Source organism: Streptomyces sp. NPDC048436 (assembly GCF_043200355.1).
Taxonomy (GTDB): domain Bacteria; phylum Actinomycetota; class Actinomycetes; order Streptomycetales; family Streptomycetaceae; genus Streptomyces.
On record NZ_JBICXP010000015.1, the window covers coordinates 85926 to 107814 of the forward strand.

General features: G+C 69.2%; 22 protein-coding genes and 1 pseudogene. 2 read left to right on the plus strand and 21 right to left on the minus strand.

What is annotated here, in order from left to right; translation table 11 throughout:
* The first annotated feature begins 33 nt into the window (after window positions 1-33).
* Window positions 34-681 (plus strand): DNA-binding response regulator, encoded by a 648-nt coding sequence (locus ACGFX9_RS35020; protein WP_393482730.1) that lies wholly within the window; start codon window positions 34-36, stop codon window positions 679-681.
* Window positions 682-1280: 599 nt separating this feature from the next.
* Window positions 1281-1868 (plus strand): hypothetical protein, encoded by a 588-nt coding sequence (locus tag ACGFX9_RS35025; RefSeq protein WP_393482733.1) that lies wholly within the window; start codon window positions 1281-1283, stop codon window positions 1866-1868.
* A 139-nt stretch (window positions 1869-2007) separates the two neighbouring features.
* On the opposite strand, the gene ACGFX9_RS35030 is transcribed toward ACGFX9_RS35025, so the two are convergent.
* The 21 genes and pseudogenes from ACGFX9_RS35030 to ACGFX9_RS35130 all read right to left on the minus strand — a co-directional run bounded on the left by ACGFX9_RS35030 (window position 2008) and on the right by ACGFX9_RS35130 (window position 21876).
* Complete coding sequence (locus tag ACGFX9_RS35030) at window positions 2008-2988, minus strand: acyltransferase domain-containing protein (protein WP_393482736.1); 981 nt, start codon at window positions 2986-2988, stop codon at window positions 2008-2010.
* A complete protein-coding gene (gene fabD / locus ACGFX9_RS35035; protein WP_393482739.1) occupies window positions 2988-3956 on the minus strand; it encodes an ACP S-malonyltransferase in 969 nt (322 codons plus the stop codon). Before fabD ends, ACGFX9_RS35030 begins: the two co-directional genes overlap by 1 nt.
* A gap of 65 nt (window positions 3957-4021) precedes the next feature.
* Complete coding sequence (locus ACGFX9_RS35040; RefSeq protein WP_393482742.1) at window positions 4022-4210, minus strand: ferredoxin; 189 nt, start codon at window positions 4208-4210, stop codon at window positions 4022-4024.
* Window positions 4211-4262: 52 nt separating this feature from the next.
* A complete protein-coding gene (locus ACGFX9_RS35045) occupies window positions 4263-5447 on the minus strand; it encodes a cytochrome P450 (protein ID WP_393482745.1) in 1185 nt (394 codons plus the stop codon).
* A gap of 39 nt (window positions 5448-5486) precedes the next feature.
* The gene (locus ACGFX9_RS35050; RefSeq protein ID WP_393482749.1) at window positions 5487-5750 is read right to left on the minus strand and encodes an acyl carrier protein; all 264 of its coding nucleotides are present in this window, start codon (window positions 5748-5750) and stop codon (window positions 5487-5489) included.
* Window positions 5751-5813: 63 nt separating this feature from the next.
* Window positions 5814-7022, minus strand: a complete 1209-nt coding sequence (locus ACGFX9_RS35055) for a ketosynthase chain-length factor (RefSeq protein WP_393482752.1) — start codon at window positions 7020-7022, stop codon at window positions 5814-5816.
* Entirely contained in the window at window positions 7019-8287 is a 1269-nt protein-coding gene (locus ACGFX9_RS35060) for a beta-ketoacyl-[acyl-carrier-protein] synthase family protein (protein WP_393482755.1), read from the minus strand. The genes ACGFX9_RS35055 and ACGFX9_RS35060 overlap by 4 nt, the downstream gene beginning before the upstream one ends.
* Window positions 8288-8386: 99 nt before the next feature.
* Window positions 8387-9895, minus strand: a complete 1509-nt coding sequence (locus tag ACGFX9_RS35065) for an FAD-dependent monooxygenase (RefSeq protein WP_393482758.1) — start codon at window positions 9893-9895, stop codon at window positions 8387-8389.
* On the minus strand, window positions 9892-10836 hold the full coding sequence (locus ACGFX9_RS35070; RefSeq protein ID WP_393482761.1) for an aromatase/cyclase: 945 nt from the start codon (window positions 10834-10836) through the stop codon (window positions 9892-9894). Before ACGFX9_RS35070 ends, ACGFX9_RS35065 begins: the two co-directional genes overlap by 4 nt.
* Before the next feature lie 49 nt (window positions 10837-10885).
* On the minus strand, window positions 10886-11137 hold the full coding sequence (locus ACGFX9_RS35075; RefSeq protein ID WP_393482764.1) for an acyl carrier protein: 252 nt from the start codon (window positions 11135-11137) through the stop codon (window positions 10886-10888).
* A 58-nt stretch (window positions 11138-11195) separates the two neighbouring features.
* Entirely contained in the window at window positions 11196-11525 is a 330-nt protein-coding gene (locus ACGFX9_RS35080; protein WP_393482767.1) for a TcmI family type II polyketide cyclase, read from the minus strand.
* Between the two features lie 63 nt (window positions 11526-11588).
* The gene (locus ACGFX9_RS35085; protein WP_393482770.1) at window positions 11589-13133 is read right to left on the minus strand and encodes an FAD-dependent monooxygenase; all 1545 of its coding nucleotides are present in this window, start codon (window positions 13131-13133) and stop codon (window positions 11589-11591) included.
* Window positions 13130-13699, minus strand: a complete 570-nt coding sequence (locus ACGFX9_RS35090; RefSeq protein WP_393482773.1) for an NADPH-dependent FMN reductase — start codon at window positions 13697-13699, stop codon at window positions 13130-13132. The genes ACGFX9_RS35085 and ACGFX9_RS35090 overlap by 4 nt, the downstream gene beginning before the upstream one ends.
* On the minus strand, window positions 13696-14070 hold the full coding sequence (locus ACGFX9_RS35095) for a darcynin family protein (RefSeq protein ID WP_393482775.1): 375 nt from the start codon (window positions 14068-14070) through the stop codon (window positions 13696-13698). Before ACGFX9_RS35095 ends, ACGFX9_RS35090 begins: the two co-directional genes overlap by 4 nt.
* Window positions 14071-14108: 38 nt before the next feature.
* Window positions 14109-14894 (minus strand): SDR family NAD(P)-dependent oxidoreductase, encoded by a 786-nt coding sequence (locus ACGFX9_RS35100; RefSeq protein WP_393482778.1) that lies wholly within the window; start codon window positions 14892-14894, stop codon window positions 14109-14111.
* A gap of 783 nt (window positions 14895-15677) precedes the next feature.
* Complete coding sequence (locus tag ACGFX9_RS35105) at window positions 15678-16781, minus strand: hypothetical protein (protein ID WP_393482781.1); 1104 nt, start codon at window positions 16779-16781, stop codon at window positions 15678-15680.
* A 344-nt stretch (window positions 16782-17125) separates the two neighbouring features.
* Window positions 17126-17932, minus strand: coding sequence for a hypothetical protein (locus ACGFX9_RS35110; protein WP_393482784.1), 807 nt, complete (start codon window positions 17930-17932; stop codon window positions 17126-17128).
* Complete coding sequence (locus ACGFX9_RS35115) at window positions 17929-18837, minus strand: DNA-processing protein DprA (RefSeq protein ID WP_393482787.1); 909 nt, start codon at window positions 18835-18837, stop codon at window positions 17929-17931. The genes ACGFX9_RS35110 and ACGFX9_RS35115 overlap by 4 nt, the downstream gene beginning before the upstream one ends.
* A gap of 95 nt (window positions 18838-18932) precedes the next feature.
* Window positions 18933-19559, minus strand: a complete 627-nt coding sequence (locus ACGFX9_RS35120) for a response regulator (RefSeq protein ID WP_393482949.1) — start codon at window positions 19557-19559, stop codon at window positions 18933-18935.
* 776 nt (window positions 19560-20335) lie between these two features.
* Window positions 20336-20681: pseudogene (locus ACGFX9_RS35125) on the minus strand (restriction endonuclease); the annotation flags it as partial.
* 394 nt (window positions 20682-21075) lie between these two features.
* A complete protein-coding gene (locus tag ACGFX9_RS35130) occupies window positions 21076-21876 on the minus strand; it encodes an ABC transporter permease (protein ID WP_393482952.1) in 801 nt (266 codons plus the stop codon).
* Between the last annotated feature and the right edge of the window lie 13 nt (window positions 21877-21889).

Sequence of the window (21889 nt, forward strand, 5' to 3'; positions counted from 1 at the left end):
AGCTCTTGATCTCCGAGCACATTGGCGGCACCAATGGCACCGCCTCAGGAACTTGTGGTCACCTTGGAGGGGAAAGTGATTAGGGTTCTGCTTGCTGAAGAAAGAGAAATGGTACGGGGGGCGTTTCTTGTGCTGTTGGCGCAGGAAAGCGACATCGATGTCGTCGCCAATTTGGGTTACAGCAACGGAATCCTGTCCGCCGCCCGGCTCCACAGACCAGAGGTAGCCGTCATCGGCATGGATATGCCGAGCGCGGACGACCTCTCCATCGTACAAAAGATCCATGACGAGATCCCAGAAACGCGGACATTGATTTTGACCAACCGCGGGCATCCGGGAGCGGTACGCCAGGCGTTGAAAATAGGGGTCGGCGGTTTCCTGCACAAGGATTCACCGCCGGAGAAACTCGTGAGCACGATAAGGGACCTCGCGGCAGGGCACCGTGTCATAGACGCCGATCTCGCGGTGTCCGCCTGGCAGACACCACCCCCGCCGCTCACCGAGCGCGAGCTCGAGGTGTTGCGCCTCGTCGCCACCGGCTCGGCCGTACCGGACATCGCGGCCCAGCTGCACCTGTCCCCCGGCACCATCCGCAACTACCTGACCACGGCGGAGAGCAAGCTCAACGCTCGGACCCGGGTCGACGCCGTCCGCATCGCGGTGGATGCAGGCTGGCTCTGAACGGCGTCATATGCCGCGCATTCTTGCGGCAGCCGACCGTCGGGCGATCCGGTAGGGCGCATTTCGGCCAAGTCCCCGTGTGACGCGTGCGTAGTTGAATGGCGAAGGAAAGCCCCCGCAGACGGTTCCGCACTCCCGCGAGCCGCCCGCAGGGGCTTTGCCGTGCCCCGGCCCCCGCGAACCGGCTAAACAAACTGTAGCGGAAGGCTGTTGCGGCCGGGTGAAATTTCGGCGGTTCCGGCCATGTGAATTTTCCATGATCCAATGTGATCGTCCCACCGTACATTCATGACCGAGACACTCCATCATGGAAATTGTTTAATTTACTATCGATGAAAGGAAGTGACCAGTCACATGGCGTGAAGCACGGGGGAATGACGACAGTCATGGTCCATGCAAAGCAAACCCAGAACCGCCCTTACGACCATTCGATCGACTGCCTGACCAAAACTGCCTGCAGCGTTCTGTGCAGCAGTTGCAGAGAGCTTCTCTCCGGCCTTCTGCACAAGCTTCCCACCCTCTATTTCAGCTGCGAACTCACCCTGGGCGGTACATATACGGCCGAAGAAAAGGTGAGCACTTCACGCAGCCCCCAGGGCATGCCTTTCAACGCGGCGGCAGCCGAGGTCCGGTCCTCGATCATGACAGTCCTCGCCTCGTGGGCCGGCCTCATCGCCGAGGAGCGCGGGGTCGCGGCGCCCCAGCGTCACGTCGTACGGCTGGCGCGCTTCATCCACGAGAACATCCCCTGGATCTCGGCCCACTCGGCGGCCTCCGACCTCATTGAAGAGCTCACCCAGCTGATCCGCGTCGCACGCAAGGCCTGTGATACCCGCCACGTCCGCATCGTGCCGATCGGCGACTGTGTACGCAGCGGCTGCACCGGAAAGCTCCGGGCCGTGGTCAAGGCCGTCCCGGGCGTGCGGTCGAGGCCGTCCGAGATCCGGTGCAACGCCGACGACTCCCACTGGTGGGCCTCCGACGAGTGGGCGGCGCTCGCGATGCGCATGCAGACCCTGCGCGAACACCGCCGTACCTGGTACAGCGTGGCCGACATCGAGGTGCTCTGGAAGATACCCAGCGGGAGCATCTACCGCCTGGCCAACCGGTACAAGTGGCGCCGCCGCAAGGTCGCGGGCCGGGTCTTCTACCACGCGGCGGATCTCCAGGCGGCGCTGCGGGGCTGAGATCCAGGACGTCTGCCGCAGACAATCCAGGACGTCAGCCGCAGACAGAAGACGTCTGCCGCAGACAGAAAAAGCGGGGTGCCGGCGCAACACGCCGGCACCCCGCCTTCCCTGCTGTACGGCAGGCTGTACCGCAGCCTCAGGCGCCCGCGGCCGCCAGCTGCTCAAGGCCACTCGTCCACGCGCTCCAGGCGTCCCGCGCCGGCGGCGCAAGCAACGGGATGACCGCGCTGTCGCCCTGGCGCACCGACGCGTGCCCGCGGGCCAGCGTCGCGAGCCCGCCGGCCGGGCCGCCGTCGACCAGCACGTGGCCGGTGGCGTCGAGCAGACCGTCGAGGGCCGGCCAGAACAGCACCGGTGCCGCCATCTGCCCCGCCCAGAACTCGGGCCGTACCGCCTCGTCCGCGGTGACGGCACGCCCCGTGCGGGTCGACACGATCGGGATCTCGGGAGGCCGCAGGGCCTCGGCCGCGACCGCCTCGCCGAACCTGTGCGCGGCCCCGGCCATCGCCGGCGCGTGCCACGGTTCCAGCGCGCGCACCCGCCGGACCACCATGCCCGCCTCCCGAACGGTCCTCTCCGCATCGGAGAGCTGCGGCTCGGGCCCGGCAAGGATCGTCTGCCTCCGCCCGTTGTGCGCGCCGAGCGTCACGTGCTCGCCCGCCGGGCCGCCCCGGACACACTCCACCACCTGCTCGGGAGCCCCCGCCACGGCGAGCATGCCGCCGGCGGGGGCTTCGTCGAGGGCGGCGCAGCGGGCCGCGATGATCCGGCCCGCCGCGGGCAGGTCGAAGACGCCGGAGAGGGTGGCCGCGGCCAGCTCGCCGACGCTGTGGCCGATCATCACGTCCGGGCGCACACCACGCCTCAGCAGGACCCGGCCGACTCCGTAGCCGATCATGAAAAGGAGCGGCTGCGCCCGTGTGCCCCGGTCGGCCCTCTCGCCGTCCACGCAGGCCAGCCAGTCGTCCCTGACCGGTCCGCCGCGTGGCCCGAGCGCCGCGAGGAACTCGTCGGCCGCGGCGGCGAATTCCGGGTCCCGCTTGTAGAGCTCGACCGCCATGCCGGCGTGCTGGAACCCCTGGCCCGGCAGGAGCAGGGCCACCGGTCGCGCGCCCATCACGTCCACGCGCCTTGCCGCCGCGCGGTGCCGAGGGCCTCGGTGACCCGGTCCAGGTGCTCCAGGTCATTGGTCCTGTGCACCTCGGCGTGCGGTGCGAGGCGCCCGCAGAGTTTGCTCAGCGCCCGGCCGGGGCCGACCTCCACGAACCTGCCCACGCCGGACGCGGTAAGCGCCTGAACCGTGTCGGTCCACATGACCGGGCTCGTGAACTGGCGCCGCAGGGCGACGGCTGCCTCGTCCGCCGTCCGCACCGGAGCGGCGGTGATCGCCGACACCACGGGGATCGCCGGGTCGCGCAGGGAGAGCCCGTCGATCGCCTCCCCGAACTCCGGCTCGATGCGGGAGAGCAGACTGCAGTGCGCCGACCCGCCCACGTCCAGGGTCAGCACCCGCTGGGCCCCTGCCCCGTCGGCCAGTTCGAGCAGCCGCGCCACGCCCCCGGTCTGGCCGGCCACCACGATCTGCCGGTGGTCGTTGTGGTTGGCGATCTCGACGACCTCGCCGGTGTCGGCGGCGGCGCGGGCGCACAGATTCTCAAGGTCGGTCAGCGCGACGCCGACGACGGCTCCCATGCTGCCCGGGATCTCGCGGTTGACGGACTGCATCAGCTCGCCGCGCAGCCGGACCAGGCGCAGTCCGTCGACCCAGTCGAGCACCCCGGCGACGACCATCGCCGCGAACTCGCCCAGGCTGTGCCCCGCCACCACGTCGGGCACGACCCCCTGCTCGTCGAGCACCGCGTGGGTGACGACGCTGGTCAGGAACACCGCGGGCTGGGTGACGGGCATGACGCGCAGTTCCTCGGCCGGGCCTCTCCAGCACAGCTCGGTGAGGGGGATTCCCAGCACCTCGTCGGCGACCCGGTAGTAGGAGTCGAGCAGGTCAGGGCGCCGCTCCAGCAGAGCGCGTCCCATGCCGACGCGCTGCGAACCCTGGCCCGGGAACACGAAGGCTGTCGTGCTCATCTTCGGCACCACCCTCCATTCATCGAAGTTCATCGAGATCCATCGAGATGCATCGAAGGCGGCGCTCAGGTCACCCTGAGCGCCGCGATGGGACACACCCGTACCGCCGTCTTCGCGGCGCTCTGCAGTTCCGTCGGCACGTCACCGTCCACGAGCAGCGCGGCATAGCCCTCGTCCGCCGACAAGAGTTCGGGCGCCACGCCCTCGCACAGTCCGTGACCCTCACAGCGACCTCGGTCGACGGTGAGCTTCATTGACGTCGTCGCCTTCCGTCCCAAGTCGTCGCCTTCCGTCCCAAGGTGCTGCTCACGTGCGCAGCGTCACGGGCAGCGACGCGATGCCGCGGATCGTGTTGTGCAGCCGCCAGGTGGGCTCGCCGATCTCGATCGAACGCACCCGGGAGGACAGCGCCTTGAGGAGGCTGTGCCCTTCAAGGCGGGAGAGCGCCTGGCCGACGCAGCCGTGGATGCCGTGGCCGAAGCCGACGTGCTGCGCGACACCGGCCCTGCCGATGTCGAACGTGTCCGGGTCGCTCCACTGGCGCTCGTCGCGGTTGGCCGAGCCGTACAGCAGCAGCACCCGCGAGTCGGCCGCGAGCTCGACACCACCCAGCTCACGCTCACGGGTGGAGAGCCGGGTGAAGCCGCGCAGCGGGGACTCGATGCGCAGGATCTCGTTGAACGCGTGCGGAATGCGGGCCTCCTCCTTGCGGAGCAGCTCCCACTGGTCCGGGTGCTGCCCGAACAGCCACAGCATGCTGGAGAGCGCGCTGACGGAGGTGTCCATCGAGGGCGCCAGGAAGTCCCCGAGCAGACCCGGCAGGAGGTACTCCTCGATCTTGCCCTCCTTGGCGTCGCTGACCAGTTCGGCGCCCCAGCTGTCCGGCCGCAGGTTGCCCGGCACCGACATCCGCTGGAGGAACTCGGACATCTCCTGGAGCTGCGGGAAGCCGGCCATGGTCCGCTCGTTGAGCGGCCCGAACGCGTTGAATCCGGCGGTCGCCCAGTCCAGCAGGCGCTCCTTGCCCTCCTCGACCGGCCAGCCGAGCAGATCGGGCACCACCGCCAGGGGGAAGGCCTGCGCGAAGTCGGTGACCGCGTCGAACGTGCCCTTCTCTATGAGCTGGTCGACGAGCTTGTTGGCCCAGCCCTCGATGTAGTCGTGGAACTGCTCGAGCGCCTTGGGCTTGAGGTGCCGGGCCACCAGACCGCGTACGTAGCCGTGATAGGGCGGGTCACTGGTGAAACTGCTGCCCTTCTGCGCCTTGTTGAGGGTTTCGGTCAGCCCCACGCCCGACCCCGAGGAGAACGTCGTGTGGTCGTGCAGCGCGTCGTAGACCTCGCGGTACCGGGCGACGGCGAAGACCTGGTGGGTCTCCAGCCACACCACGGGGCCCAGGTCGCGCAGCCGTCGGTAGTCCTCGTAGGGCGAAAGGATCGACGCGTCGCTGTAGGGATCGATGTCGGTGCGGGGAATGGTGTTCGTCGGCATGCTGAACTCCTCGGTGGGCAGCGGGGGTTGACTACGGGCTCAGCTACGGGCCGCGTGGTCAAGGAGGTGGGCGTTGACGACCTCGACGAGGCCGCGGGGGGTGTCGACGTCGACGAAGGCCGTGTCCTCGAACTCCAGGCCGTACTCCCGGCCGATGCGGGTGCCGGTCTCCAGGAGGGCGAGGGAGTCGTATCCGAGGTCCTCGAAGGCGACGTCCTGGATGTCGCCCTGAAGCTGGCTCTCGCCGCCTGCTCCCTCGCTGAGAATGCGCTTGAGGTCGTCGATGCTGAACTTCTCGCTCACAGTTCCACCCTGTTCAAGAGGTCGTTTGAGGTCGTCGGTACGGCGACGTGGTGCTCGGGGCGCTCACCGCGCCGCGCGCACCACGACGGCCGAGTTGAAGCCGCCGTGCCCGCGCGCCAGGACGACCGCGGTGCGCACGGTGGCGCTGCGGGCCTCCCCGGTGACCAGGTCGATGGCGTAGCCGGGCGCGCGCGAGACGTTGACCGTCGGCGGGATCACGCCGTCCCGCATCGCGAGGAGCGCCGCCGCCACATCGAGGGCCGCGGTGCCGGCCGCCGGGCGGCCCGTCATGGTCTTCGGGGCCGTCACGGGCACGCGTCCGGCGCCGAAGACGGCGTTGATCGCGTCGACCTCGATCCGGTCGAGCTCGGGCACGGCCGCCGCGTCGGCGAAGACGACGTCCACCTCGTCGGGGGACACCTCCGCGTCCTGGAGCGCGATCGTCAGCGCTCTGCGCAGGCCCGGCTCGCGGCCACTGCCCGGCTTGGGGTCGGTCGTCGCGCCGTACCCGGCGATCTCGCCGTAGACCCGCGCGCCCCGCTCCCGCGCGGACTCCATGTCCTCCATGACGAGCAGTGCGCCGCCCTCGCCCGCCACATGCCCCGCGGCCCGCGCGTCGAAGGGGAGATACGCGCCATCGGGGTCATCGGACGAGCTCATCCGGGGGTCCGTCATCTGCGCCACCCAGCCCCAGGGGCAGAGCGAACCGTCCACGCCGCCGGAGATGATCAGCTTGGTGCCCTTGCGGATCTGCCGCCGGGACTGGGCGATCGCGTCAAGGCCGCCTGCCTGGTCGCTGACCACCACGCCGCTGGGGCCGCGCATGCCGTGCCGGATCGAGATCTGGCCCGAGTTGACGGCGTAGAACCAGGCGTAGGACTGGTACACGCTGACGTACTTGGGCCCCTTGCTCCACAGGTTCTCCAGCTCGCGCTGGCCGAGCTCGAAGCCCCCCGCGGAGCTGGCGGTGATCACGCCGGTGCTGAAGTCGGGCAGCTCCGAGGGGAGCGCCGCGGCGTCCTCAAGGGCCCAGTCCGCGGCGGCCAGCGAGAGCCGCGTGACGTGGTCGGTCGCCGGGATCAGCCTGCTCGACAGGTGGGCCGCGGCGTCGAACGTCACCTCACCGGCCAGCTTCGACGGATAGCCCGACGCGTCGAACCTGGTGATGGGGTTGATGGCGCTGCGGCCCTCGACCGTGGACTTCCAGTACTCCTCGGTGCCCTGCCCGTTGGGCGCTATGGCACCGATCCCGGTCACCGCTACGGCCGTCATGCGGCGCTCCTCTCGGGCGTGGCGAGGACCATCGCACTCTGGAAGCCGCCGAAGCCGCTGCCCACGGTGAGCACGCGGTCGGTCTTCCAGTCGCGCGCCGTCAACGGCACGTAGTCCAGGTCGAGTTCGGGGTCCTGGTGGTGCAGGTTCGCGGTGGGCGGCACCACGTTCTCCTTGATCGCGAGGGCGGACGCGGCGATCTCGATCGAGCCGATCGCCCCCAGCGAGTGGCCCACCATCGACTTGATGGAGCTCACCGGCAGGTGGTGGGCGTGGTCGCCGAGGCTGCGCTTGAACGCGGCCGTCTCGTGGCGGTCGTTCTGTTTGGTGCCGGACCCGTGGGCGTTGATGTAGTCCAGGTCGGTCGGGTTGAGGTGCGCCTCGTCCAGCGCCGAGGTGATCGCCGCCGCCATCTCGGCGCCGTCCGCGCGCAGTCCGGTCATGTGGTACGCGTTGCTGCGCGTGGCATAGCCGACGATCTCGGCGTAGATGGTGGCGCCGCGCCGCTTGGCGGTCTCGTACTCCTCCAGGACGAATCCCGCGGCCCCCTCGCCGAGCACGAAGCCGTTGCGGGTGCTGTCGTAGGGGCGCGAGGCGTGCTCGGGGTCGTCGTTGTGCACGGTCGTCGCCTTGATCGCGTCGAAGCAGGCGACCGTGATGGGCGCGATCGGAGCCTCGGTCGCGCCGGTGATCATGACGTCGGCGCTGCCCTCGCGGATCAGCTCGACCGCGTGTCCCACGGCGTCGATGCCCGAGGTGCAGCCGGTAGAGACCACCGTGCTCGGCCCCTCCGCGCCCAGGGACCACGCCACCTCGGTGGCGAACGAGCTGGGCACGAGGTAGTCGTACAGATGGGGAGTGGCGTACGCGCGGTCGACGAGGTGCGCCGAGCCGTCGTCGCTCACCACGCGGTACTCGTCCTCCAGGCTGGTGGTGGCCCCGACGGCGCTGCCGATCGTCACGCCGATCCTGTGCGGGTCGATCTCGGACAGTTCGAGCCCGCTGTCGTTCGCCGCCTCGCGGGTGACGACCACGGCGAACTGCGCCGCACGGTCCATCCGGCGGATCTCCTGGGCCCGCAGCCCGTGCTCGTACGGCAGGAAGTCGACCTCGGCCGCGACCCGCGAGCGGTAGGGGGTGGCGTCGAAGCGCGACAGGGTGCGCGTGGCCGTGCGTCCCTCGCTGATCAGGGACCAGAAGTTCTTGGTGCCGACACCTCCCGGTGCCAGGACACCGATGCCGGTGATGACTACTCGCCGCCTCATGTTCTTTCCTTCCGCAGAAACGACAGAAAGCTGATTCCGGGCATGCTCCGGGCATGCGTGAGAACCGCCCGTGCCGGGCGGTTCCTGTACGCCGTACGCCTATACGCCGAACCAGCGGCGCAGCGCCCGCGCCGGTGAGGTCCCCGCCCGGTCGGTCCACACGACGTGCCCGTCGGGCCGCAGCAGGAACGCAGCTCCTTCGGTGAGCTCCTGCGTGGGGTGCGCGGTGACGACGCGTACGCGGCCGGCCTCCTCCGCGGTCCGCGTGTACCGCTTCGCGGTGGCCCCCTCCGCGGTCAGGTCGAGCAGGACCCCGCGGCCGTCGTACAGGAGCCGGGCCACGGTCGTGGGCCTGCCGCCGACGGTGAGGTCGACATCGGGCATGCGCTCGCCGATGAGCGGCGCGCTGCCGGGTCCGACGTCATGGCGTACGCCGAGTCCGCTGACCAGACCGGCGAACAGGTCCTGGAGTCCGGGTCCTGCCAGCAGTTCGCCGAGCACCGCGCGCATGGGGGCGACCTCGGCGCCGCCGAAGAGCAGCATCCCTTGCGCACGTACGTTCTGAAGGACGCGCCCGCCGTCGGCGTGACACTCCTCGTGGTAGCTGTCGAGCAGCTCGGGCGGCGCCCACCCCCGCACCTGCGCGGCCAGTTTCCACCCGAGGTTGGCGGCGTCCCGCAGGCCGAGGTTGAGGGCCTGCCCCCCGACCGGCATGTGTACGTGGGCCGCGTCGCCCGCGAGCAGCACGCGACCGCGCCGGTACCGCGTGGCCTGCAGACAGGCGTCGTCGAAGGCGTCGAGCCAGACCGGCGTGGCCCCGGCGATGTGCTCGCCCGTGACCGTCTCCCAGACCTTCGCGACCTCGGCGAACGACGGTGGCCTCGTGCGCCGGACCGGGGGGCGGCCGAACTCGTGCACCATCACCCGCGTCACGCCGTCGGGACGCCGCGCGGAGGCGGCGAAGCCGAGGTCGAAGCGCTCGAAGCGGTGGTCGGGAACGCGGATTCCGCTGATGTCCGCGCGCAGCAGCTCGCGCACGGCGTCGTTGCCCGCGAGCTCGAAGCCCGCGAGGCGCCGCACGGTGCTCTCGCCGCCGTCGCACCCCACCACGTACTGGGCGCGCAGGAAGCGCGGGCCGTCCGGCGTGCGCAGCTCGGCGATCACGTCGCCGTCAGTGACGCCCTCGTCGGTGACGTCGAGGCCGGTGAGTTCGTGCTCCCGGCGCAGTTCCACACCCGCCGCGAGCGCCCGCTCCGTGAGGAGAGCCTCGGTGCGGAACTGGGGCACCTTCCAGTTGCCCGCGAATCTGCTGCCCGTGCCGGTCGCGTCGAAGGGGAGGCCCCCGAAATGACCGGACGGTTCGTGCGTCAGATCGCCGAACCCCGCCACCAGGCCCCGCTGGTCGAGGAGTTCCAGCGTGCGGGCGTTGAGCTGGGAGGCACGGGACTCCGTCATCGGCCCGGCCAGAGCGTCGACGAGCACCACGCGTACGCCGTACCGCCTCAGGTCCCCCGCGAGCAGCAGCCCGACTGGGCCGGCGCCCACCACGAGGACCTGTGTCGCCTCGACCGCGCCGGCCGGCCTCGGGGGATGGGCGCCGTCGGTCATGAACCGCTGCCCTCGATGTGGGCCTTGGCGTGGGCGAGGGTGCTCAGACTGTTGGTGCCGAGGGCCTTGCGGACCATCTTGCGCGCGTCCTCGACACCGGCGTCCGCCCCGAGGACCGCCTCGATGTTGGCCTCGTTGATGACGACCGTGTGCTGTGACGTGGCGAGGACGCCGTCGGCGTTCTCCTCGAAGCGCCACTGCCCCGTGTGCAGCGTCATCAGCGCCGGCACCTGGGTCTGCTTGTAGTAGATGCGGTCAGGCGCCAGGCATACGCGGACCGACTTGGTGGTGTGGGTGGACCCGTCGGTCGTACGCGTGTCCATCTCCAGGATCTGCAGCCCCTCCTCGTCCTCCAGGCGCACCCGCGCGACGTGCGGCAGCCGCTCCTCCCACAGGTGCGCCTCGTTGATGAAGTCGAAGACGTCCTGTGCCCGTCCGGCTATCTGCTGCGTGTCCTCGAAGGAGAGCAGCGGGCTCGAACCGGCCGCCGCCGCCTCGGCGTTGACCTTGAGCGCGGCGAGCTCGGCGTGGCTGTTGCGGTCGACGGCCGAGGCGATCCACTCCAGGGCGTCCGCGTCGTCGTCGACGGCGCGGTAGTCGTGCAGCAGCCGCACCCGGCAGCGCTCGTCGCCGTCCGCCTCGACGATCCAGGCGCCGCCCATTGCGGCGACCGGCGGGCTCGACACCTCCTGGCGGAACTCGATGCGGCCCTCGTCGGGGGCCAGGCGCCTGATGGACGTCCAGGTCTTGGCCGCGCCGTTGGCCGTGGCCCAGATGCGTATCCGTTCGTGCTCGCCGTCCTGTTCGAGGCGTTCCACGTGGACGCTCGGCGGGAACATCTGCGGCCAGTTCTCCACCTCGACGAGGAGCTGGTAGACGGCCTTCGCCGGCGCGGCGACCGTGATCTCGTGCTCGACTTCATGGACCTTCGGTCCGGACATCGTGCCTCCCGGCTCGTTCGGATATGGGGGTACGCGGCGGTCTCGGTCGTCAGGCGGCGTTGTTGACCAGGTCCACGAAGCCGCGCGCCGTGGTGACGGCGGTGACGGCCTCGTCGTCGAGGGTGATGCCGTACTCGCGGTCGATCGCCGCGGCGGTCTCCAGGAGCGCGAGCGAGTCGTACCCGAGGTCGGTGAGCGAGGTGTCCAGAATCTCGCCGTCCAGGTTGATGCCTTCGTCGGCGCCCGCCGAACTGACCAGGATCCGCTTGAGATCGTCGATGGTGAACACGGCTACGGTCATGGTTTCCTCCTCCTTGTCACGCCTTCTGTTGCTGCGCCTTCCGGGTCTTCCGGACGGCTCACGCGTCCTGCTCCCAGTGGTAGAAGCGCTGGGCGATCGCGTCGGCGGGCGACCGCCAGGTCTCGGGGTCGTAGGCGTTGATATGCGCCTTGAGGTCGTCGCTGATCCCCACGAAGAGCGGGTTCGTACGCGCCTTCGCGATCCGCTCGCCGCCGTCCTCGGACTCGAAGTCCTGGAGGTGGAAGTAGAGGCCCTGGTAGCTGAACAGCTGCCGGCGCACGGTGCCCATGCGCTCCGGCATGTCCGTCCGGTCGAAGTCGCCGAAGAGCTTGGTCACGTCGCCGATCGAGTTCGGATCCATGCGGGCGACGATCAGAGTGCTGTGCATCCCGACCTCCTTGTTGTCCTTGTTGTTCTTGTTGTTCTTGTTGCTCTTGTGTCTGTACGGGCTCTACTGCTGGGTCGCGAGCTCCGCCTCCGGGGCATGGCCCCGCGCCGGGGAACTCCCCGCCTCGCCGAACCACGTGCCGAGCGCCTGGGCCAGGTCCCCGCCGTCGGGCGCCGCCCAGGCGACGTGCCCGTCGGGACGCAGCAGCACCGCGTCCGTGCCGGTGAGCCGCTCGTCAGCGCAGGTCGCGGTGACGACGTCGACCCGGTCCGCCCAGGGCGCGGCGGTCGCCAACAGGTCCGCGCGGTCGGCCAGTTGGAGGAGCACACCGCGCCCGGCACGCAGCAGCCGTGCCGTGGTGGTGGCGTCCGCGCCGGTGAGCAGGTCGCACGGAGGCATCCGCCGTCCGAGCAGCGGATGCCTGCCCGCGCCGATGTCGTAGCGGATGTCGAGGCCGCTGACCATGCCGGCGAGGTGCCGGGTGACGTCGTCGTTGGCCAGCAGCTCCTCCATCACCGCGCGCAACGGCTCGACCTCGCTGCCGCTGAGGTAAAGCAGGCCCTGCGCCCGGGTATTGGTCAGGACGCGCTCGCCCACCGGGTGCCGCTCCCGGTGGTAGCTGTCGAGCAGGCCCGCCGCGCCGCGCCCGGTGACGACGGCGGCGAGTTTCCACCCCAGGTTCATCGCGTCCTGCACACCGACGCTGAGCCCCTGGCCGCCCGCGGGCAGATGGATGTGGGCGGCGTCGCCCGCGAGGAACACCCGCCCCCTGCGGTACTCGGTGACCAGCCGGGACGCGTCCGTGAAGGAGCTGATCCAGCGGGCCCGCCCCCCGCTGATGTCCTCGCCGGTGAGCCGCTGCCAGGCCCCGGCGACCTCGTCGAAGGAGGGCGGTTCCATGCGTTCCCCGGGCGCGGTGCCGCGTTCGCAGACGATGACCCGGTCCACGCCGTCACCGAGGCGCGCGGCCATGACCATCCCGTCGCGTACGCGCTCGCCGATGAAACGCGGCCGGATCTCGACGCCGGTGACATCGGCGAGGAACATCTCGCAGGTCGCGTCCTGCCCGGGGAAATCGAAGCCCACGGCCTGACGCACGGTGCTCCGACCGCCGTCGGCTCCGACGAGGTAGGAACAGCGCAGCACTTCCGCACCGCCCGGCCCGGCCACCTCGACCTCGACCAGCTCATCCGTCTGCCGTACGCCGGTGACCTCGCGGCCACGCAGGACCGTGGCTCCCAGGCCTTCGGCCCACCGGGCCAACACGCCCTCGGTCTCGGTCTGTTCGACGTTGCGCACACCGAAGTGGGCGCCGGGCAGGGTGGCGTAGTCCATCGGGATGCCGCCGAAATGGCCCTTGGGGCTGATCTCCGGGGCCTTGAAGTGGTCCAGTAGACCCCGCTGGTCGAACACTTCGGTGGCGCGGGCGGTGAAGCCGAGCCCACGGGATTCGGCGACGGCCTCGGCCAGCTTGTCCAGGACGATCACCTCGGCGCCCCCGAGGCGGAGTTCACCGGCCAGCATGAGGCCGGTCGGTCCTCCTCCGACGACGATGACCGGCGCGTCGAGCGGTCCGGCGGAGGTTTCCCGGCTCAGCCCCGCCGTCATGCCTGCGCCTTGCGGCGTACGGGTTCGAGCGCCTCGCTCCATGAGACGACCTGGTCCAGGACCTGCCCGACGATCGCGCCGCTCTCGTCGGCGGGCCGGAAGGTCATCGGGTCGGCGAAATCGGTGGCGAAGGCCAGCGCCGCCTGCGCGCGCACCGTAGCGACCTGGAGCTCGGACATGATCAGCCGCAGGTGTTCGACGGCCCGGATGGCCCCGGTCGGCCCGTATCCGACGAAGCCGGCCGCCTTGTTGCCCCACTCGGCGAACAGGAAGTCGATGGCGTTCTTCAGGACGCCGGGCACGGAGTGGTTGTACTCGGGCGTCACGAAGACGAACCCGTCGAGCCGCGCGATCCGCTCGGCCCAGGCAAGGGTGTGCGGCTGCGCGTACACGCCGGCCATGGGCGGAATGGCCTCGTCGAGGTGGGGCAGCGCGACATCGGCGACGTCGATGAGCTCGAACTCCGCGTCGTCACGGCCGCTCGCGATGTCATGGACCCACCGGGCGACGGCTTCGCCGTTACGCCCCGGCCGGCTGCTGCCGAGGATGATGCCGATCCTGGTCATGCCTGCTCCCCGCTGTCCGCGCCCACGGCCTCGCCCGCACCGCTCACGTCCCTCGCGTCATCCGCGTAATAAGCCGCCTCGATACCGATGAAGTTGTCGGTGATGGTGGCGAACCGGTTGGCCATCAGCGGGCGTTCACGCATCTCCTCGATGAGGTCGTTGTACGCGGGGATGTCGTCGAAGTGAACGAGGAAGAAGTTGGTGTGCCGCGAGCTGAAGGCCGAGGCGCGGAAGGGCCGGATCCGCAGGAACTGAGCGTGCTTGGCGAGGATCGGGAAGACGTGCTCAGCCTCGAACTTCTCCCGCTCGGCGGAGTCCATGAGGAACCACTCGGGCTCGAACCGGACACCGAGAAACGCCGTGTACTTCAAGGGGGTTCTCCTTGGGTTTTTTTTGGGGGGGAGAGCGCTCAGAAGTTGCCCAGGCCGCCGCACACGTTGATGGCCTGGGAGGTCACGGACGCGGCCGTGTCGCTGACGAGGTAGCCGACCATGCCCGCCACCTCGTCCACGGTGGAGTAGCGGCCCAGCGGGATCTTGGCCTCGAACCGCTGGAGGATGTCGTCCTCGGTGGTCTCCCACGCCTGCGCGTAGCCGCTGCGCACGCGCTCCGCCATGGGCGTCTCCACATAGCCGGGGCAGACCGCGTTCACGGTGATCCCGGTCTTCGCCAGCTCGTTGCCGAGGGACTTGGTGAACCCGACGACACCGTGCTTGGAAGCCGAGTAGGGAGCGGCGAGGACCACGCCCTGCTTCCCAGCGGTGGAGGCGATGTTGACGATCCGGCCCCAGCTCTTGTCGCGCATCCCGCCGACCGAGAGCACGTCCCGCGTCGTGTGGAAGACGCTGTTGAGGTTCGTGTCGATGACGTTGTCCCACGCCTCGTCGGTCAGGTCCGCGGTGACACCGCCACCGCCCGTGCCCGCGTTGTTGACGAGGACGTCGACGCTGCCGTAGCGCTCCGCCGCCGCGGTCACCATGGCCCGGATCTGCTCGGCCGAGCGCACGTCGCAGTCGGTGCCGTCGGCGTCGTAACCCTTGGAACGCAGCTGCTCGACGGTCAGTTTCACGGTGTCCGCGCTGCGGGCACACAGGAAGATCCGGTAGCCGAGCTCCCCCAGGTGGTGCGCGACCGCCAGGCCGATGCCGCTGGTCGCTCCGGTGACGATCGCGGTCTTTCCGGCTCCGTTCGCCATGTTCCCTCCTCGGGTACAGCGCACGTCACTGACGGCGCACACGAAAAACGGCCCCGTGGTCACGGGGCCGTGCAAGTTCAATGAGAGGTGTCGAGTGATCGCCCGCGCGGGCTTCGGAAAAGCGGGAGTTGATCGCTTCGGAAAGGGGCCAAGATCCGCGGTCCACGCGTCAAGATCCGTGACGCGGCGCCGATGGGCACAAGCTTTCCAATCTGAGCTTTATGTTCTTCACCCCAGCTCAGATTGTCAAGAGACTTCAACGACAGCCGACCGGAACGACACCCTCCCGGCAGCGCCTCCACCCTGCCCGCGAAGCCCCTTCACTCACGGTGACCACACCGTCGCTCCCGCCTCGACGCCTGCGACCCGGCATGCAAAACGCCCCCCGAGTCTGCGTTTCCGCAGGTCGGAGGGCGTTCGTTGTGGAGCCTAGGAGATTCGAACCCGAAATTGTTACTGTCCTGACCTGCGGTTTTGCTGTAGAAACGGGCCTCAGCACGATTGCACACGCAATACAAGCAGGTCAGACGGGGCTGTTCTCCGGCTCAGGGCGGAGCAGCTTGTCCAGGTCGAGGGTGTAGGTTCGCCCGTCGGCCAGCTCAATGAGAAACCCGTCGCAAGTGCACTCGCTCACCCTGTGCCGTTCAGTGTTCCAGCTCGGCACGGACAGCAGGCAGCTCCGCCGAACAGCGACGGCAGCTCTTCCCGCCAGCCCCTCTTACCCCAACGACACTGCCCAGCTGAGACAGCAAAGGCTGCCCCCCGCGCGGGCTACCTCAAGACTCATTCGGCCAGGCATGAGGTGACGACCAAGGCCGTCCCCTCCAGCGGGCTCCCCACAGTCGTCTGAGCCCACTCCTTGAGTACTCCCGGCTCCGCAGAGACCCTGGACAGCAACTCGCTGACGTCTTCGGCACTCGGAGTCGCGGGCAGCACGCACCGGAGGAGGTGTTCACCGGTGGCGCTGCTGTACTCCTCCTCCCCCTTCTCCTGAGGATCATTGGGCACCCACCGGCACACATCGACGTGCCAGGCGTCCATGCCCTCACCACCGGGATCCGGTGCGGAGACCGTCAGGAAGTGGTGATCCGCGTCGTACGGCTCGGCGAAGATCTCGGGGTACTCGAGCGAGAACATCCCGTCGTCCGCCTGCGCGGCCGACCACTGGTCGAAGGCGGTGACCAGCAGCCGCAAGTCCGAAACTGCCGCCTCCCGCTTCTCGCGGGTGATGCCTTCCTCAAGACGGTCCAATTCCTTCCGCGCTTCACGCGTCAGGAGGTGCATACCACCGTTGTACGGAACGAACGGGAACCCGGAATCCCACGAACGCTGGTTCTCCTCAGGCACAGGGACTGCCTCCGAGTACTCGGCGAGCGCATCGCGCAGCTCACGTTCCTCTGTCTCCAGCTCCGCCTCGATCGCGATCCGGATCGGAGCGGGTGCGGCCTCGACCGCCTCGTCCAGGTCGACCAGCGCCTGGTGAAGATCCCAGCAGACCCACTCGTACCAGAGACTGTGCGCTCCGCTCAGGAGCCCAGCACGCGCCGCCCGGTCGGTGAGCGCCGCCAGATGCTCCGTGGGATAACGAGCCACCCGCCTACGCCGCTCGTCAAAGAGGCCCAGCGGGACTGTGGCAAGGGCGGAGATCCGATTGAGCGCTTCGACGATCGGTGCCGCAAGCCCTGCAGAGCCGAGGCTCGTCACGGTGGACGACACCGCATCGTCCTCACGCCGGTAGACCGCCAGAATCTGCGTCTTCCCACGGGTCGCGTGTTGACAGTAGATAGTCATGCAGACGCCTTTCGGCCGCTGGAGCGCTGACATCCCGGCGGCAACGGAAGAGAACACGGAAAGAGGCGGTGGCGAGGGTGCGTTCCGACGCTCCATGCCTCGAAGAGATCAGCGGTGGTTCAGGTCCTATCCCGAACTCCTTACTCCCGGGCAGGCTATCCACACCGCACCACCCCCGACAACCCCCGAGGCGGCAGGGGCCCACGTCCTGAAGACCGCCGCAGAGTCTAGGAGATCCGCCAGAGCGCCGGACGGCCAGCCATCGTCCACGATCCCTGACAAGCCGGGCCTCACCGAATCCCCAGAGTCCACCCTGTGCGCACGTGTGCGCGGCAAAGAGGCTCTCGAACCAGCGTTTCCTCAGGCCAAAAGAGACTTTTTCGGACCTGATCCGGTCCTCAACGTCGATCGCGTACGTGCACCCGTGAAGCCGGTGTGCATCATCCCTCCTGCGCCACGTGCTCACCTACCGGGCAAACCGTGACGTCGTACGGACGGGCGAGTTGCTCGGTGATGAAGGCATCGTTCGCACCCCAGTCCAGACGTAGGCGGCGAGCGAGGACCAGACCCGTCACGTGCAGTGCGCCAGCCTGTCGCAGAGCCGCTGAGGCGGATTGGAAGTGGCTGCCAGTCACCCAGGTGTCGTCGAAGAGCACGACATGACAATCACGGACCACGCTGCCGTGGCTCACGGTGAAGTAGTCGGGCCGGAACACCCTCCGCTGATCACGATCTCCCCGCTCCAGCGTGGACGCAGACAGCGGGACGGCCGGGACGCCCGGCAGCAGATAGCTCACGAGGGCTTCAAGCGGGTGCGGCGACGGCCGGCCGCTGAGCGAGGGCACCACCGCGAAAGCGTCGACCGGCCCGGAGAGCCCGGTGTCCAGGCAAGCACGGTGCATCAGGCCGAAGTACGCGGCCAGCCCCGCCGCCCGCATCCACGACGGGTTCGCCGGACCGGGCGAAGCGGCCTTGTAGCGGTGCATGTCCCAGTCCGACTGGCGGCCCGCGACCGAGTACGCCGCGAAGACGACCCGGTCCGCCGCGTGCGTCCCGAGCGACGCTGCCTGCCGGCTGTGGGCCGTACAGGTAGCGCACCACAGGCCACCGCCCGCCTGGGGTTCGGCGCACACCTCGCAGATGCCGCGGACGGATCGGACCGGGGCCAGAAAGTGATCGACGAACCGGGTGCGGGAGATGATCTCGGCGGCACGCGCACCCCGCCCACCCCTCGGATCGGTTGTCACGGCAGATCGACGAGATCCCGCAGCAGACGGTCGACGTCCAACGGACGGCGCACGATGTCGTCCAGCACGCCCAGGACGCCGTCCACATCGTCGGCGACATGGACATCCGGGCGGTCGAGCAGCTCACGCGCCCAGTCGTTCCCGTCGAGGACGGAGCGCAGCAAGATCACCGGACGGCCGTGCTCGACGGCCCTGCGAGCCTGAATACGGGTACCGCTGCGCGGACCGGCCGCCACGATCACCGTGGCCAGGCAGTACGCCGACATCGTGCCGTTCCGACGCGGAAAAGTCGTCTTCGACGGCGGGGTGTCCGGCCAGAACGGGGAGAGCACGAGCCCCGAGGAGACGACCCAGCGGTGCAGGTCGAGGTTCCCCGGCGGATAGGCGTGGTAGACGCCGGTGCCGATCACGCCGACCGCACGCCCGCCCGCCTCCAGCGAGGCCACCGTCGCCGCGGTGTCGATCCCCGATGCGAGCCCGGACACCACGCTCAGCCCTCGCGCGACTAGGCCACGGGCAATGGCGGCAGCATCAGCGAGGGCCTGCGGCGAGGCGCTGCGCGAGCCGACCACCGCCACCCCCGCATCGTCAGGCCGTACATCACCGCGGGTGAAGACCAACCCCGGTGCGTCAAAGGCGCTGCTCAGCTGGTGCGGGTAGTCCGGCTCGGTCAGCACGTATACCCCGATGCCCTGCGCCGCCCAGCGTTCCAGCTCGGCACGGGCAGCAGGCAGCTCCGCGTCGGCGGTTCCGCCGAACAGTGAAGGCTGTTCCTCGCCCAGAAGCCGCCAGGCGCTGCCGGCCTCCATCACCCGCGCCACGGTCTCCCGCTCCTGCTTCTCCGTGCCGGCTCGCCGGAGCAGCACGACCATCGCCGCCCGCTCATCCCCCCAGCGCTCCTGCATACCCCCGACGATACTGCCCGCCACCGACAACGCCACGGCCAATCGCTCGGTCGGCCTGAGATGCCCCGCCGTGGTGCGGCGGAAAGGGTACAGACCTACGGTTCGGCGCTGACCAGCCCCGCGTCGTACACGAGGATTACAGCCTGGATGCGGTCGCGTGCGCCGATCTTGGTGAGGACGCGGCTGACATGTTTCTTCACCTTGGATTCGGACAGGACGAGCCGCTGTGCGATCTCGTTGTTGTTCCAGCCCTGGCCGATGGCGACGAGAACCTCGCGTTCACGTTCGCTGTGTGTGCTCAGGCGGGGGTCCTCGACGTTGGGAGGGCCGGTGGGAGCGAGCCCGGTGTGGGCGTGGGCCTCCAGGGAGCGGCGGGTGAGGGCGGGGGCGACAACGGCGTTGCCGGTTGGGACGGCCCGGGTACCGGCGACGAGTTCCTCGGGGCGGACGTCCTTGAGGAGGCGACCGCTGGCTCCGGCGCGCAAACCGTCGTGGGCGTACTCGGCGAGGTCGAAGGTGGTGACGATCAGAACGCGGGCGCGACCGCCGGTGCCAACGATGCGGCGGGTGGCCTCCAGGCCGTCCATGCCGGGCACGCGGACGTCCATGAGGACGACGTCGGGGCGGAGTTCGGCGGCCATGCGGACGGCCTCGGCGCCGCCCGCGGCCTGACCGACGGGGGTCAGGCTGTCGGTGCCCTCCAGGAGCATGCGCAGGCCCATGCGTTGCAAGGGCTAGTCGTCGGACGCCGATGCCGACTCAAGACATACCCGCGAAAGTGTCACCGGCCCGCCCCCTCCGGTAACCCACCAGCCACCCCAGAACCGAAGCGTTCTCATCCGGTGAGGCCAAGGAGGCATGTGGCCTGGCCGGGAGCCTAGGCGATCCCCGGGAGAGCAACGGTGAGCGGCAAACTCTGTAGATTCCCCGAAGATCCGGGGCTCCGACCGCGGTTTGTCAGCACCACTGTGCTGACACGTCAGCACGCAAAATCGGGACAAAAATACCCCCCTGGCCGCGTTTCCGCAGTTCAGAGGGGATTACCTGTGTGGAGCCTAGGAGATTCGAACCCGAAACAGCCGAGCCTCCGACCTGGGGCTTTACTAAACCTTTGCGGGAGAATCGGACTTTCCCACCCGTTTCCATCCCACTCCATCCTGCTCGATCCCGCCGCCCCGACTCGATGTGCCCGCTGGTGGGCACACGCTATAGAGCCATTGCGCCTGCAACTCGAAGCGAGCTTCTACCTCAGAATCACAGGCCTCCAAGGCGCACGTGAGGCGAAAGAGCAAAGACGGCGCGACCGCCGCTCTCGGCAGTACCCCAGCCCCCGAAGTGCTTCCACTGGCACGGCGCTCTACGCCGCGGCGGTACGTACGCGGCCCCAGTCCCCATGTGGCGCCGTCAAAGCCGCTGACTATGCGGCCAGTGCGCCGGGCCGCTTGAAGACCTGTTGCCCGTGCCAGAGGACGAACTGGACGTCGACGGCGGGCCGCCCGGGTCGGGACATTGCGAACGGCAAGTAGGCCGTATCGTCCAGCCCGGCCAAGTCCAAGCCGACGGCGTCGCAGATGGCTGCCTCCAGGGCCGGGGTGAAGTGCTGCTCCAGCAACAAGCGGGCGGCCGCCGCGAGCGTGCCCGGGGCGGGGATCAGCCTCTCCGCTTCCGGCCGCAGCCAGTTGCCACGCTCGGGGACTCGTTACCGCGGGCCCGAAGTCATTGATCAAGCGGCTGACAGGCTTCTCCGCCTCGCCGTACGTCACCGCGGTGCTGCCCGATGCCGCGAACCGCCCCAGCGGGCAGAGCGCCGGCAGCGGCTTGTGCGGGGCCCGGCGGTTGCCCATCTGCGCCCGCCGCAGCCCGGACAGCGCTCTTATCAGGTCGTCATGCTCACGGGGGCACCTTGTCACCAAGCGCCTGCCGCCGAGCGGTACGCCCCCGAGATGAGGAGAACCCAACCCTGGCGCATGCAGAGCGGGGTGTACGAGACTGAAATGCTGTCATGTTCCGTCAGGACTGCGGCATCAGGGGGCATACTGCGTGGGCTGTGAGCCGCCCACGTGGCGCACAGGAAGCCCGGGGCACGGCCGCAAAGCCGGTCCACCATAGCGGTGGTGCAGACGGGCACAGTGCCCACCGATATGTCGACATCGGACGTCATTCCCCGTAGAGGGTGGGCAGGTCGACGAGGAGGAGCCCTGGTCGGTGAGCAGGGTCCGGATGCAGGATCCCGCAACGTCAGAACTGGGTCAGTGCCCCCGTCGTCTGCACCTTTCGTTCCGCCCGCAGGAAGATCCGGCGGCCGAGGAGCAGGAAGCCGAGCGAGGTCACCACCAGTGCCGTCACCTCGTAAGGCAGCGGGACCAGCGTCCGGGTGTCCAGGGTCAGCCAGCGCATCAGGTCCAGGGACCAGGTCGTCGGCAGGACGAACGTCAGCCAGCGCACGGCCTCGGGCAGCACCGTGAGAGGGAAGGCGACCCCGGAGAAGGCGGCGGCCAGGCCCGTGAGCGGGTCGAGGAGGGGCGCGGGGCGCCGCAGCAGCAGGGCAGCGGCGGCTGCGAGGTAGCCGAAGCCGCAGTTGCCGACCAGCAGCGCCAGGACGACCGGCAGGCTCAGGAGCACACCGGTGGGGTCGTAGTCGGCGCCGAGCACTCCGATGCCGAAGGCGAGCAGCAGCGCGCTTGCCCCTGCCGTGAAGATCGTGCCCGCCCCCACCGCGCCGAGGACGAACGCGTCACGCGAGACGGGTCCGGCCCAGGAGTGCTCCAGCGCTCCCGTCTGGCGGTCGGACTGGAGCGTCCCGGAGACGCCTCGTACCGCGCCCGTCATCACCGAAGCCACCAGGACGCCCAGGCCGATCCATCCCACGAGGTCGTCGGTGCCGACCATGCGGGTGAGGCCGACCGACGAGTCATCCACCAAGAAGGCCGTGCCGAGGAGCAGGGTGGGGATGGCCATCTCGTAGAGCGGGGTCAGCAGCACCAGGTTGATCATGCTCAGTGGGTATCGCCACTGGACACGGAGCTCGCGCAGCACCACTGCGCCGGATGCC